Here is a 13574-nt window from a genome sequence, read left to right on the forward strand (position 1 = left end):
CGTTAAACTATCACCGCTAGTTTGATCGTCATGGACCTCACCCTCTCCGCCGAGCAGGCGGCGGCCCGCCAGCTGGCCGCCGAGTTCGCCGACCGCGAGCTGCTGCCGCACGCGGCCGCCTGGGATCGTCGCGAATCGGTCGACCCCGCCATCGTCGGCATGCTCGGTGACCTGGGCTTCCTGGGGCTGACCATCGCCGAGACCGACGGCGGGTCCGGCGGCGACCACCTCGCGTACTGCCTGGTGCTGGAAGAGCTGGGCCGGGGCGACTCGGCGGTGCGCGGCATCGTCTCGGTCTCCCTCGGCCTGGTCGCGAAGTCGATCGCCGCCAACGGCAGCGCGGAACAGCGGGCCGAGTGGCTGCCGAAGCTCTGCGCCGGCACCGCGCTCGGCTGCTTCGCGCTGACCGAGCCGGACAGCGGCTCCGATGCGGCCGCACTGCGCACCCGTGCGGTCCGCGACGGCACCGACTGGCTGATCTCCGGCACGAAGACGTTCATCACCAACGGCACCACCGCCGACGTGGCGCTGGTCTTCGCCCGTACCGGCGGCCCCGGGCACCGGGGGATCAGCGCGTTCCTGGTGCCCACCGGCAGTCCGGGGCTGACCCGACGGGAGATCCACGGCAAGCTCGGCCTGCGCGGCCAGGCCACCGGCGAGCTGGGCTTCGACGAGGTGCGCGTGCCCGACACGGCGCTGCTCGGTGCCGAGGGCGGTGGATTCCGGCTGGCCCTGGCCACCCTCGCCAAGGGGCGGATGTCGGTGGCCGCCGGGTGTGTCGGCATCGCCCAGGGCTGCCTCGACGCGGCGGTCGGTTACGCCGGGCAGCGGACCCAGTTCGGCGGGCCGATCGCCGGGCACCAGCTCGTTCAGCAACTGCTCGCCGCCATCGCTGTGGACACCGCCGCGGCCCGGCTGCTGGTCTGGCAGGTGGCCGACCTGATCGACCGCGACCAGCCGTTCGCCACCGAGGCGTCGGTGGCCAAGCTCTTCGCCAGCGAGGCCGCCGTCCGCGCGGCCAACAACGCGGTCCAGGTGTTCGGTGGGTACGGCTACATCGACGAGTACCCGGTCGGCAAGTACCTGCGCGACGCCCGGGTCGCCACCCTCTACGAGGGCACCAGTCAGATCCAGCAACTCCTCATCGGACGCGCGCTCACCGGCGTCAACGCCTTCTAGTAGCTGTAGGGAGACCTGGCATGAGAGTGTTCACCTCGTTCGAGGAGTTGGCCGCCGCGACCGGTGAGAGCCTCGGACCCGGTCCGTGGCAGCGTGTCGAGCAGAGCCGTGTCGACCTGTTCGCCGACGCCACCGACGACCACCAGTGGATCCATGTCGACCCGGTCCGAGCCGCGGCCGGGCCGTTCGGCCAGCCGATCGCGCACGGGTATCTCACCCTGTCGCTGTTGCCGGCGCTGGCCGGTGGGCTCTACCGGGTCGAGGGGGTGGCGATGGGGGTGAACTACGGGCTGAACCGGGTGCGTTTCCCCGCGCCGCTGCGGGTCGGCGCCGCCGTACGCGCCACCGCCACCATCGCCGACGTGTCGCCGGTGAGCGGCGGCGTGCAGCTGGTCGTGACGGTCGTGGTGGAGAGCGACAGCGGCGGCAAGCCCGTCTGCGTGGCCGAGACCGTGAGCCGGCTCTACGCTGCCGCGCAGCGCTGACCCCAGCTCGTCTGCGGTCTGGTCGGTGTGCCGCGACCTCCGGTAGCGTTGCGAGAGAACTTCCGGAACTTGCGGTGCCCTGCGGCTGGTGAATCCACCCGGCCGATGTAACAGGGCACCGCCGTCGCCTTCCGATGGCACCCGGCCTGGGCAGCTACGTCCTGCTCCGGTACCCGGGCCGAATCAATTCTCGCAATCCTTCCGGAAATTCTTGCCTGTCGATCAGTGGCGCTGACATACTTCACATCCACCGAGGTCGATGACCAGCGGTGTGTGCCACTTCCCGGGCGCACTCCCGCGCGTGGTCGTGACCCGGCACCCCACCACCGCAGGGGCGGTGCGTGTCACCTGCGCTGCCCCGGGTTCACGGAAGGAAAAGACATGATCGAACGGTGCCAAGAGGACACCCGCCCACGCTTCGGCCCCCGAGCCCGTACGGCGGTCGTCCTCGCCGCCGCCGCTCTGCTCGCCGCAACCAGCGCCGCGTTCCTGCCGGGCACGGCGAGCGCCGGTACGACGCTGGGCGCGTCGGCTGCGGAGAAGGGGCGGTATTTCGGTACGGCGGTGGCGGCGAACAAGTTGTCTGATAGTGCGTACACGACGATTTTGAACCGTGAGTTCAATTCGGTGACGCCTGAGAATGAGATGAAGATCGACGCGACGGAGCCGCAGCAGGGTCGGTTCAGTTACGGTGCCGCGGATCAGATTGTCAGTCATGCGCGGTCTCGGGGTATGAGCGTGCGGGGTCACACGTTGGCGTGGCATTCGCAGCAGCCGGGTTGGATGCAGAGCATGAGTGGTAGTGCGTTGCGGCAGGCGATGCTCAATCATGTGACGCAGGTGGCGACGCACTTCCGGGGTCAGGTGGTGGCGTGGGATGTGGTGAACGAGGCGTTCGCCGATGGTAGTTCGGGTGCGCGTCGTGACTCGAATTTGCAGCGTACGGGCAATGACTGGATCGAGGCGGCGTTCCGGGCGGCGGACGCGGCGGATCCGAACGCGAAGTTGTGCTACAACGACTACAACACCGACAACTGGACGCACGCGAAGACGCAGGCCGTGTACAACATGGTGCGCGACTTCAAGTCGCGTGGTGTGCCGATCGACTGTGTCGGGTTCCAGTCGCACTTCAACAACGACTCGCCCTACAACAGCAACTACCGCACCACGCTGTCGAGCTTCGCGGCTCTCGGTGTCGACGTGCAGGTGACCGAGCTGGACATCCAGGGCGCACCGGCGAACACCTACCGCGCTGTGGTGGAGGACTGCCTGGCCGTGGCCCGGTGCAACGGCGTCACGGTGTGGGGCATCCGGGACAGTGACTCGTGGCGGGCGTCGCAGACCCCGTTGCTGTTCAACAACAGTGGTCAGAAGAAGGCAGCGTACGACGCCGTCCTCGCGGCGTTGAACAACGGCACCACGCCGACCGATCCGCCGACGAACCCGCCCACGACTCCGCCGACCAACCCGCCCGGCGGCAGCTGCACCGCGACCCTGCAGGACGGCACCCGGTGGGGCGACCGGTTCAACAGCACGGTCACCGTCAGCGGCGCGAGCAGCTGGACCGTCGTGGTCGCCGTCACCTCGCCCCAGAAGATCTCCAGCACCTGGAACGGCAGCCCGACCTGGGACAGCAGCGGGAACGTCATGACCATGCGGTCGAACGGCAGCGGCAACTCCTTCGGCTTCACCACAATGGCCAACGGCAACTGGAACCGCCCGGTGGTCCAGTCCTGCACCGCCTCCTGACCAGCGGCGCACCCTGATGGGGCGGCGACGGAATCCGTCGCCGCCCCATCAGCCGGTCCGATCACTTTCCGACCGCTGGCCGAGCAGCCGCCCGGCGTCGCCGCGGCCGAGAGGCGCAGGCCCAGACTTTGTCGATCCGGTCGTTCGAGGTACGCGCTGACAGCGTCGACGAATCCGAGAAAACGATCATGTGCGTCGCTGAATAAAGACCCCCCCGTCTATTCAGGACCGTGTGACGCCCCCCGATCCCAGGACGGTCACCAGTGTTGTCGGTAACAACGCCGATGCCGTTTCTGGCGCGCGTCACACCGCCCTCCCCGTTCTCCTCCGTGCCGCCGATCGCGTTGCCTGTCGAAGGCGCCCACACACCTCGTCGTACGATGGCTGCTATCTGACAGTCACCGATCGGCGATCACGAAACTAGATATAGTCCCCCATGGATTGTTTGCCAATCATGTCGTGAGACTGACAAACAACTCTTCGACGGGGGACAACGTGGGTAGACCTGAGCGGCCGCTCGACCCGGAGGCGGGTGAGCTGGAGCGATTCGCGCTCGACCTGCGGAAACTGCGGGCGAAGGCGGGGACGCCGACGTACCGCCAACTGGCCAGACGGGCCCACTTCTCGGTGACCACCCTGGCGAAGGCGGCCAGCGGCGAGACCGTGCCGAGCCTTCAGGTGACACTCGCGTACGTGGCCGCGTGCGACGGCGATCTGGCCGAGTGGACCGAGCGGTGGCACAGTTTGATCGCCAGCGTGGCGTCCGCCGAGACGACGGAGGTCAGCCGGGGGCCGTACTGGGGAATGGCGGCCTTTCAGCCGGAGGACTCAGAATGGTTCTTCGGACGCGAGCGCATGGTGGCTCAACTGTGTGAAATGCTCACCCGTCTGCGGTTCGTCGCTGTTTTCGCCCCGTCTGGTGCGGGCAAATCATCACTGCTCCGCGCCGGCCTGCTGGCGGCAGTGGCGGAGAATCCCGGGAAGGGCCAGCCCGCCTGGGCCACTGTGCTGATGACCCCCGGCGAACACCCGGTCGAGGAACTCGCGACTCAGCTCGTGAATGGACAGGACCGGGCGCGCGGCACGGTCCAGAGCGAGCTGATCGAGGATCCGGCGAACATCCGCGCGACGATCGAGCGGATTCTCGACTCCCGTCCGTCGGTCGCACACCTGCTCATCGTGGTGGACCAGTTCGAGGAGCTCTTCACGCTCTGCCGCGACGAGGAGGAGCGATCGGGCTTCATCGCGGCGCTGCTCGCCGCGGCGGATCTTCCCAGGGCGCGTGTGGTGCTGGGGGTGCGGGCCGACTTCTATGGTCGGTGCGCGGCCTACCCGGCCCTGGTGGCGGCCCTGCACGAGCACCAACTGTTGGTCGGCCCGATGGACGACGAGGATCTGCGCCGGACGATCACCGGCCCGGCCGAGCGGGCCGGGTTGCAGGTGGATCCGGCGTTGGTGGAGATGGCCGTGGCCGACGTCGGCGGTCAGACGGGGGCACTGCCGCTGCTGTCCCACGCGCTGCTGGAAACGTCACGCCTGCGCCAGGGCAAGCGGATCACGCTGGCCCACTATCGCGAGTCGGGCGGCGTGAACGGTGCCATCACCCGGACCGCCGAAGGGGTGTACGCGCAGTTCGACGAGGGGCAGCGCGGGCTGGCCCGGGACATCTTCCTGCGGCTGACCGCCCTCGGTGACGGCACCGAGGACACCCGACGTCGGGCCCCCCTCGCCGAGCTGGTGGGCGGCGCCGACCCGTTGGCCGCGGCCGGGGTGCTGGGTCGGTTGACGGCCGCGCGCCTGGTCACCGCGGACGAGAAGGGCGTCATGGTGGCCCACGAGGCCCTGATCCAGGAGTGGCCCCGGCTGCGCCGCTGGCTGACCGAAGATCGGGAGCTGTTGCGGTCCCACCGCAGGCTGACGGAGGCCGCCGCCGAGTGGCATCGGCATCACCGCGCCGACGGGTTCCTGTACCGGGGGGTTCAGTTGGCGCTCTGGGGAGCCCACCGGGTGCTGGACCTCAGTGACCTGGAACGGGACTTTCTGGAGGCCAGCCGGGCCCGGGAGGCCCGGCGCCGTTCGGCCCGACGGCGGCGGACCCGGGTGGCACTGACCGGGCTCGCGGCAATCGTTGTGGTGGTGAGCGTCCTCGCGGCGGTGGCTCTGGTGCAGGCGAACCGGGCGGCGGCCGAACGGGACCTCGCTGTTGCTCGGCAGCTGACGGTCGAGGCCGGCAACCAACTGCAGATCGATCCGCGACAGGCCCAACGGCTCGCCAAGCGCGCGCTGACCGTACGCCCGACTCTCGACGCGGAGATGGTGCTCCGCCAGGCGGCCGTCAACGACCGGCTCCAGGCGATCGTGCCGATGAGCAGCAAGAAGGCCCTGGGCGTGGCGTTCAGTCCGGACGGGCAGCGGGTGGCTGCCACCGGGACGGACGGCGAGGTGCGGGTGTGGACCTGGACCGGGCGCGGCGTCTCCGGGCCGGGCCTGGCTCTCCCCGGCGGACCCGACGGGCAGCTCTGGAGCCCGGTGTTCAGCCCGGACGGGAAGCGGCTGGTCACCGCCGGCTCGGACGGTACGGTCCGGATCTGGCAGGTCGACGCGACCGCTGGGCCGATCGTCCTGCGCGGGCACGAGGGCCCGGTGTGGGGCGTGGCGTTCAGCCCCGATGGACGGCTGGTTGCCAGTGCCGGCGAGGACACCACCGTCCGGGTCTGGGATGCCCGCGGCGGCGCTCGACCGGTGGTGCTGCGGGGGCACACCAAGGTCGCTGTGGGTGTGGCGTTCAGCCCGGACGGGCGGCAGTTGGCCAGCAGCGGCCACGACGCGACGGTGCGGCTCTGGGATCTGGCCGACCGATCCGCCGCAACGACGCTGACCGGGCCGCGCACGGCCACCAGGACACTGGTGTTCAGCCGCGACGGCAGCCGCCTGGCCTGCTCCAGCAGCGATGGTACGGCGTGGGTGTGGTCGCTGACCGGGTCGACCGCTCCGGTGGTGTTGCGGGGGCATGAGGGCACAGTGGAAGGGCTCGCGCTGAGCCCGGACGAACAGTGGATCGCGACCACCAGCGACGACCTGACCGTGCGGATCTGGAACGCCGACGGCGCTGGCGACCCGCTGGTGCTGCGCGGTCACACCAACCGGGTCTGGGCGGTGGCGTTCAGTCCGGACGGATCGCGGCTGGTGACCGCCGCCGACGACGGCACGGTGCGGGTCTGGGACCCGGGCAGCGAACGGGTGATCCTGCGCGGCCACGACAAGGCCTCCTGGTCCGCCGCGTTCACCCCGGACGGGCAGCGGGTGGTCAGCGGCGGCGAGGACGGCACGGTGCGGGTCTGGAACCTGGCCGCGCCCGACGAGCCTCGGCTGCTCGGCCGCCACGACGGCGACGTCTACGGCCTCACGGTCAGCCCGGACGGCACGCGGGTGGCAACCGGCGGCAGCGACGGGACGGTACGGGTGTGGGACCTTGCCGGCAGAGACGATCCGGTGGTGCTGCGCGGGCACGAGAAACAGGCGTGGACCGCCGACTTCAGCCCTGACGGCCGTCGCCTGGCCAGTGTCAGCAACGACCGGAGCCTGCGCATCTGGGACCTGACCGGCCAGCGCGGCCCGGTGGTCCATCGGGTCGCCGAGGAGATCCGGTACGCCGCCTTCAGCCCCGACGGCACGAAGGTCGCCACCGCCGGCGCGGAGGGCACCCTGCGGATCTGGGACGCCCTCGGCGCGGCCGACCCGCTGCTCCTTCCCGGTCACGAAGGGCTGGTCTGGGCCGTGGCCTTCAGCCCGGACGGAGAACGGGTCGTCAGCGCCGGCTTCGACGGCACAGTGCAGATCCACTCCATCACCAGCGGCGTCGCGCCGATGGTGTTGCGAGGCCACGAGGGCCCCGTCTGGCACGTGTCGTTCAGCCCCGACGGGCGGTGGGTGCTCAGCGCCGGCAAGGACGGCACCGCCCGCCTGTGGCGCGCGTCGGAGACCGCGCAGTCGGTGACCTTCGACGGGTTCGGGGCGTCCGTGGAGACCGTGGACTTCAGCCCGGACGGCGAGCGGCTCGTCTCGACCCACGACGACGGCACCGTACGCGTCTGGCCCTGCCGTGCGTGTGCTCCGGTCCAGCGCCTGCTGGAGCCGTGAGCAGCACACTCACGGTGTCGGTGCGCGCCGTGGCGTCCGGTCGACGAGCGGATGTGCCCGGCGGTACCGGGCTGGGCGCAACACCGAGCCCAGCCAGCGCAGCTGACGCCGGACGTGTACGGCCTCGCCGCCCTCGTGACCGTTGAACGGGTAGACGTGCATCTCGCGTTCGGGTGGGACCGGCCTGCCGTTCGCGGCGCCGTAGTGGTTGTAGGCGGCGAAGGCCGTTCGCGGTGGGCAGACGGTGTCGCGCCGGCCGACCCCGAAATGCGCCGGGGCCGTCGCTCGGCGGGCGAAGCTCACGCCGTCGACGTAGGACAGCGTGCGCCAGACCGCCTCCTCGGCCTCCCGGTGCACGGCCAGGTACCGGGCGATCTCGCCGTACGGCGCGAGATCGGTGAGCGCGACGCTGCGACGCATGTCGCACAGGAACGGGGCGGTGGTCAGCACCGCGCTGAGGTCGTCGACGAGACCGGCCACCGCCAGGGCGAGGCCGCCACCCTGGCTGTTGCCGACCACGCTGACCTGGTCGCCGTCGACCCCGGGCAGCGCCCGGACCGCCGCGACCGCCCGGACCGCGTCGGTGATCAGGCGGCGGTAGTGGTAGGTCCGCGGATCGAGGACCCCCCAGGTGACCGGCGCGGGCCCGCCGGGCGCGCCGTGCGGGTCGGCGGTGTCCCCGGCGCCGTACTGGCCCGCCTGGCCCCGGTTGTCCATCAGCAGGTGCGCGTACCCGGCCACCGGCCAGGTCAGCCGTTCGTGGGGAAGGCCGCGACCGCGACCGTAGCCGGCGTACTCGACCACGGCCGGCAGCGGCTCCCGCACCCCCGCCGGGCGGGTGTACCAGGCGCGTACGGGGTCACCGCCGAAACCGGCGAACGTGACGTCCCAGGAGTCGAGCAGCGGCAGGTCGGTGGGCTCGGGACGGACGTCGACGAGCACCGGCGCGGCGGCCGCCTCGGCGAGCGTGTCCCGCCAGAACTCGTCGAAGTCGGCGGGCTCGGCGACCTCGGGCGCGTAGCGCTGAAGCTCGTCGACGGTGTTGGCGCAGTGGGGCACGGGTCCTCGCAGGGGCCGGGGTCAGTGCGGGTGTGTCGGTGGCGCGGTGCTCTCCCGGACGACCAGCTCGGTCACCAGGTCGATCCGGCTGGTCGCCGGCTCGTTCCCTCTCGTCAGGTCGAGCAGCATCTGGGTGGCGATGCCGGCCATGTCGCGCAACGGCTGGTTGATCGTGGTGAGGGCCGGGTCGGTCCAGGCGGAGAGCGGCAGGTTGTCGTAGCCGATCACCGAAAGGTCCTCGGGCACCCGCAGGCCGCACTGGCGGGCGGCCCGGAGCACCCCCATGGCCTGGATGTCCGACCCGGCGAAGATCGCCGTGGGTCGGTCCGGCCGCTGGAGCAGTTGCAGCCCGTGCGCGTGCCCGGCTCCGGCGGAGAAACTGCCGTAGCGGATCAGCTCGCGGTCGAGCACCAGCCCGGCTTCCTCGTGGGCCGACTGGAAGCCGGCGGCGCGGGCGCGGCTGCACAGCACCTCGGGTGGGCCGGAGATGACGGCGATCCGGCGGTGCCCCAGATCCAGCAGGTGCCGAGCGGCGAGCAGGCCGCCGTTCCAGTTGTTCGACCCGACGGTGGGCACGGAGGCCGAGGTCGCGCTGTCGGTGTCGACGACGACGAACGGTATGCCCTGCCGACGCAGGTGCTGCTGTTGCGCCTCGGCCAGGTGGGAGAGGACGAACACCACACCCAGCGGGCGGTCGGCGAGTAACGCCTCCAGCCAGCGTGCCGGCGGTCGGTGCGCGCCGTCGAGTTGGGCGACCGACAGCCCGATGCCGGCGGCGGAGGTCACCGCCTCGACGCCCCGCAGGATCTCCATCGCCCAGCCCGTGTCGAACTCGTGGAAGACGAGGCCCACCCGACCGCCGCTGGTCGCGTGTCGCCGGGCGCGGCGCTGGTACTGGTGGCGGTCGAGGCTCGCCTCCACCCGGGCTCTGGTGCCGGGGGCGACGTCGCCGCGTCCGTTGAGGACCTTGGAAACGGTCGCGACCGAGACGCCGACATCGTTGGCGATGGTCGCGATGGTGGTGGAGGCGGGTGGGCCGAGCGGGCGGTGCTCTGTCATCGCAGCCCCATACAACATCCGAAAGTTTCGGCCGACCTTAACATGATGCGACATTCACGCCAGTCGGTCTCGCCGTCGGCGTGCCCATTGGTGGGTCGTCGCGCGGCCCGTCGACGACGGAACGCCGATCTCAGGGTCACCGTGTGCAGGAAACAATGCCTGGTGGTCCGATTGAGACTCTTGACAGGCATCGATGGGGCACTTAGGTTGCCGAAAAGGTTGCGCAGGTTTCCGGAAAGTTTCGGATCGTGAAGTTTCGGATCGGGGCTGTTCCCCAGTCGGCATAGGAGGTCGTGGATGACATCCACCCTGCGGCCACCGCCGCCGGCGCCGCCGCGCTCACCGCAGGAGGCGCGCAGTCCTGCTCCGCGCCCACCGCGACGTGGCCGAAGCTGGCGGCAGGCACTGCGCCGGGACTGGCAGCTCTACTCCCTCGCCATTCTGCCGCTGCTGTTCTTCCTGGTCTTTCGGTATCTGCCGATGCTCGGCAACATCATCGCCTTCCGCCGGTTCAAGCCGGGCGGCAGCATCTTCGGTGAGTACTGGGTCGGGCTGCGCTACTTCCGGATGTTCCTCACCGACCCGACGTTCTGGGAGGTGTTCACCAACACCCTGGTGCTCGGGGCACTGACCCTGCTGTTCTGCTTTCCGCTGCCCATCGTGCTGGCGCTGCTGCTCAACGAGGTCCGGGCCCGCCGTTTCAAGCGGTTCGTCCAGTCCGTCTCCTACCTGCCGCACTTCCTGTCGATCGTGATCGTGGCCGCGATGGTCATGCAGCTGACCTCGATCGAGGGCACGGCCAACCAACTCGTCAGTCTGTTCGGCGGCGACCCGGTGGCATTCCTGCAGAAACCGGAGTGGTTCCGCACCATCTACGTCTCGTCCGAGGTCTGGCAGACGGTCGGCTGGGGCACGATCCTCTACCTCGCCGCCCTCACCACCATCGACGAGGACCTGTACGAGGCAGCCCGGATCGACGGCGCGGGCCGGCTGCGCCAAACCTGGCACATCACGTTGCCCGGCATCCGCCCGACGATGATGACCCTACTGATCCTCAACATCGGCAGCTTCCTGGCCGTCGGGTTCGAGAAGATCCTGCTGCTCTACAACCCGTTGACGTACCCGACCGCCGACGTGGTCTCCACCTATCTGTTCCGGATGGGCTTCCAGTCGAGCAACTTCAGCTACGCGGCGGCCATCGGTCTCTTCGAGGCGGTGATCGGGCTGATCCTCGTCCTGTCGGCGAACGTCATCTCCCGTCGCACGGTGGGGACGAGCCTGTGGTGACCTTCGGTACGAAGATCGACGCCCCGAAGACCCGCGGGCCGGACGACAGCCGGGGTTACCGGATCTTCCGCGTCGTCAACACGGTGGTCCTGCTCGGCGTCGTGGTCGTGACGCTGTACCCGTTCCTCAACATCGTGGCCCGCTCGCTCAGCGAAGAGGCGTACATCATCGCCGGCAAGGTGAGCGTCGTCCCGCGTGGGTTCGACCTGACCGCGTACAAGCTGGTGATGTCGGACTCGCTGTTCTGGACGAACTACCGCAACACGGTGGTGTACACGGTGGTCGCCACGCTCATCTCCATCGTGCTGACCACCTGTTACGCGTACGTGCTGTCGAAGCCGCAGCTCAAGGGGCGCGGAGTGCTCGTCGGGGTCGCGCTGTTCACCATGTTCTTCTCCGGTGGCCTGATTCCCAACTACGTGCTGGTCACCAGCCTGGGGATGAAGAACACCATCTGGGCCGTGGTGGTCCCCAACGCCATCAGCGTGTTCAACCTGCTGGTGATGAAGGCGTTCTTCGAGAGTCTGCCGACCGAGTTGGAGGAGGCCGCGGCGGTCGACGGGCTGAACACGTACGGCATCCTGCTGCGGATCGTGCTGCCGCTGTCGAAGGCGATCATCGCGACGATGGTGCTCTTCTACGCGGTCTCCTTCTGGAACTCGTGGTTCACCGCGTTCCTCTACATGGACCAGCAGGATCTGCTGCCGGTCACCGTCTACCTGCGCAACCTCATCGCGGGCGCCACCGACGCACAGCAGTCCGGCGCTGCCGACGCCGACGTTGTGCAGGCCGCGGCCACCCTCCAGGCCGTGACGATCGTGCTCACCACAGTGCCGATCCTGGCGGTCTACCCCTTCGTCCAGCGGTACTTCGTCCGCGGCGTGATGCTCGGCGCGGTCAAGGGATGACGCCGAATGTCGCACCGCGGCACCTCCGAACCCACCATCGAAAGGACGAGCCATGCTCCACAAGACGTGGCGCCGCGTGGCGGTAGCCACCGCGGGTCTGCTCGCGCTCTCCCTTACCACCGCCTGTTCCGAGGACCCCGGTGAGTCGACGGACCTCTCCGGGAACCGGGTCGGCGCGATGGCCGACTACGGCGTCGGCGACCAGTTCAAGGCCAGCGAGGCGCTCTCGTTCTCCACCCTCTACAACAACCACACGTTCTACCCGCTCAAGGAGGACTGGCTGTTCTGGTCCGAGTTGACGAAGCGGACCAACGTCACCATCGAACCGGTGGCCGTGCCGCTGAGCGACTACGAGCAGAAACGCAGCCTGCTGATCGGCGCCGGGGACGCGCCGCTGATCATCCCGAAGACGTACCACCCGCAGGAGAACGCGTTCGTGGCCTCCGGGGCGATCCTTCCGGTGAGCGACTACCTGGACCTGATGCCCAACCTCAAGGACAAGATCGCCAAGTGGAACCTCAAGCCGGAGATCGACAACCTGCGGCAGGCCGACGGTAAGTTCTACCTGCTGCCCGGGCTGCACGAGAAGCCCACGCAGGACTACACGGTGCTGGTGCGCACCGACATCATGCAGGAACTCAACCTGCCGACGCCGAAGACCTGGGACGACCTGTACGCCGTACTCAAGGCGATGAAGGCGAAGTACCCGAACGTCTACCCGTACTCCGACCTCTTCAGCAAGCCGAACCCGACCGGCGCGTTGCTGAACATCCTCGGCTCGGCCCACGGCACCCAGGCGGGCTGGGACTACCAGCACGCCACCTGGGACCCGGCGGCGAAGAAGTTCACCTACACCGGAGCGTCCGAGCAGTACAAGCAGATGGTCACCTTCCTGCACAAGCTCGTCGCCGAGGGCCTGCTCGACCCGGAGAGCTTCACCCAGACCGACGACCAGGCCCGGCAGAAGCTCGCCAACGGCAAGTCCTTCGTGGTCACCGGAAACGCGCAGACGCTGGTCAACAACCACCGGCCCGACCTGGCCAAGACCCTGCCGAACGCGAAGATGGCCAAGATCCCGCTGCCGGTCGGCCCGGCCGGCGAGGTCAACCCGTTCCCCCGGCTGGAGAACGGCATCATGATCTCCACGAAGGCCCGGGAGAGCAAGAACTTCGTGGCCATGATGCAGTTCATCGACTGGTTGTGGTATTCGGACGCCGGCCTGGAGTTCGCCCGCTGGGGCGTCGAGGGCACCACCTTCACCAAGGACGCCTCCGGGAAGCGCACGCTCAACCCCGGCGTCGACTTCCTCGGCCTCAACCCGAAGGCGCCCAAGCACCTGCAGAAGGACTTCGGCTTCCAGAACGGCGTCTTCGCCTACGGCGGCAGCCCCGACCTGGTCCGCGGGTTCTTCTCCCCGGAGGAGCTGGAGTTCCAGAAGGTGATGGACGCGCGTGCCCCGCGGATGGTGCCTCCGCCGGCCCCGTTGACCGACGAGGAGCGCGAGCAGGTGTCGCTCTGGGAGACGCCGCTGAAGGACTTCGTCACCCAGAACACGCTGAAGTTCGCCCTCGGCCAGCGGCCGCTCGCCGAGTGGGACGCGTACGTGGCGGAGCTGAAGGCCAAGAACTCCGACCAGTACATCGAGCTGGTCAACAAGGCGTACGAGCGGTTCCAGAAGAACAACGGCTGATCAGCGAGGTCCGGTCGG

The 13574-nt window shown here is 69.2% G+C and carries 9 protein-coding genes; 7 read left to right on the plus strand and 2 right to left on the minus strand.

What is annotated here, in order from left to right:
• The first annotated feature begins 30 nt into the window (after positions 1 to 30).
• From ACX27O_RS07725 to ACX27O_RS07740, 4 genes are all read left to right on the plus strand, one after another.
• Positions 31 to 1179 carry an acyl-CoA dehydrogenase family protein gene (locus ACX27O_RS07725; RefSeq protein ID WP_387218920.1) on the plus strand — a complete coding sequence of 383 codons (1149 nt, stop codon included), beginning with the start codon at positions 31 to 33 and terminating at the stop codon, positions 1177 to 1179.
• 20 nt (positions 1180 to 1199) lie between these two features.
• Entirely contained in the window at positions 1200 to 1664 is a 465-nt protein-coding gene (locus tag ACX27O_RS07730) for a MaoC family dehydratase (RefSeq protein ID WP_030336986.1), read from the plus strand.
• 381 nt (positions 1665 to 2045) lie between these two features.
• Positions 2046 to 3413: an endo-1,4-beta-xylanase gene (locus tag ACX27O_RS07735; RefSeq protein WP_458939156.1), complete on the plus strand. Its 1368-nt coding sequence runs from the start codon at positions 2046 to 2048 to the stop codon at positions 3411 to 3413.
• A gap of 495 nt (positions 3414 to 3908) precedes the next feature.
• Positions 3909 to 7553, plus strand: a complete 3645-nt coding sequence (locus ACX27O_RS07740; protein WP_458939157.1) for an nSTAND1 domain-containing NTPase — start codon at positions 3909 to 3911, stop codon at positions 7551 to 7553.
• 9 nt (positions 7554 to 7562) lie between these two features.
• Here ACX27O_RS07740 and ACX27O_RS07745 read toward each other — a convergent pair whose 3' ends face one another.
• Together ACX27O_RS07745 and ACX27O_RS07750 are read right to left on the minus strand one after the other, a co-directional pair.
• Entirely contained in the window at positions 7563 to 8612 is a 1050-nt protein-coding gene (locus ACX27O_RS07745; protein WP_458939158.1) for an acetylxylan esterase, read from the minus strand.
• A gap of 21 nt (positions 8613 to 8633) precedes the next feature.
• Positions 8634 to 9671 carry a LacI family DNA-binding transcriptional regulator gene (locus ACX27O_RS07750; RefSeq protein ID WP_030338248.1) on the minus strand — a complete coding sequence of 346 codons (1038 nt, stop codon included), beginning with the start codon at positions 9669 to 9671 and terminating at the stop codon, positions 8634 to 8636.
• 297 nt (positions 9672 to 9968) lie between these two features.
• On the opposite strand from ACX27O_RS07750, the gene ACX27O_RS07755 reads away from it, so the two are divergent.
• The 3 genes from ACX27O_RS07755 to ACX27O_RS07765 are packed head-to-tail and all read left to right on the plus strand — an operon-like array spanning position 9969 to position 13556.
• Positions 9969 to 10958: an ABC transporter permease gene (locus ACX27O_RS07755; RefSeq protein WP_030338250.1), complete on the plus strand. Its 990-nt coding sequence runs from the start codon at positions 9969 to 9971 to the stop codon at positions 10956 to 10958.
• Entirely contained in the window at positions 10955 to 11866 is a 912-nt protein-coding gene (locus ACX27O_RS07760; protein ID WP_245233805.1) for a carbohydrate ABC transporter permease, read from the plus strand. The genes ACX27O_RS07755 and ACX27O_RS07760 overlap by 4 nt, the downstream gene beginning before the upstream one ends.
• Before the next feature lie 52 nt (positions 11867 to 11918).
• Positions 11919 to 13556: an ABC transporter substrate-binding protein gene (locus ACX27O_RS07765; RefSeq protein ID WP_210857873.1), complete on the plus strand. Its 1638-nt coding sequence runs from the start codon at positions 11919 to 11921 to the stop codon at positions 13554 to 13556.
• The last annotated feature ends 18 nt before the right edge of the window (positions 13557 to 13574 follow it).

This window comes from Micromonospora sp. SD19 (assembly GCF_054462275.1).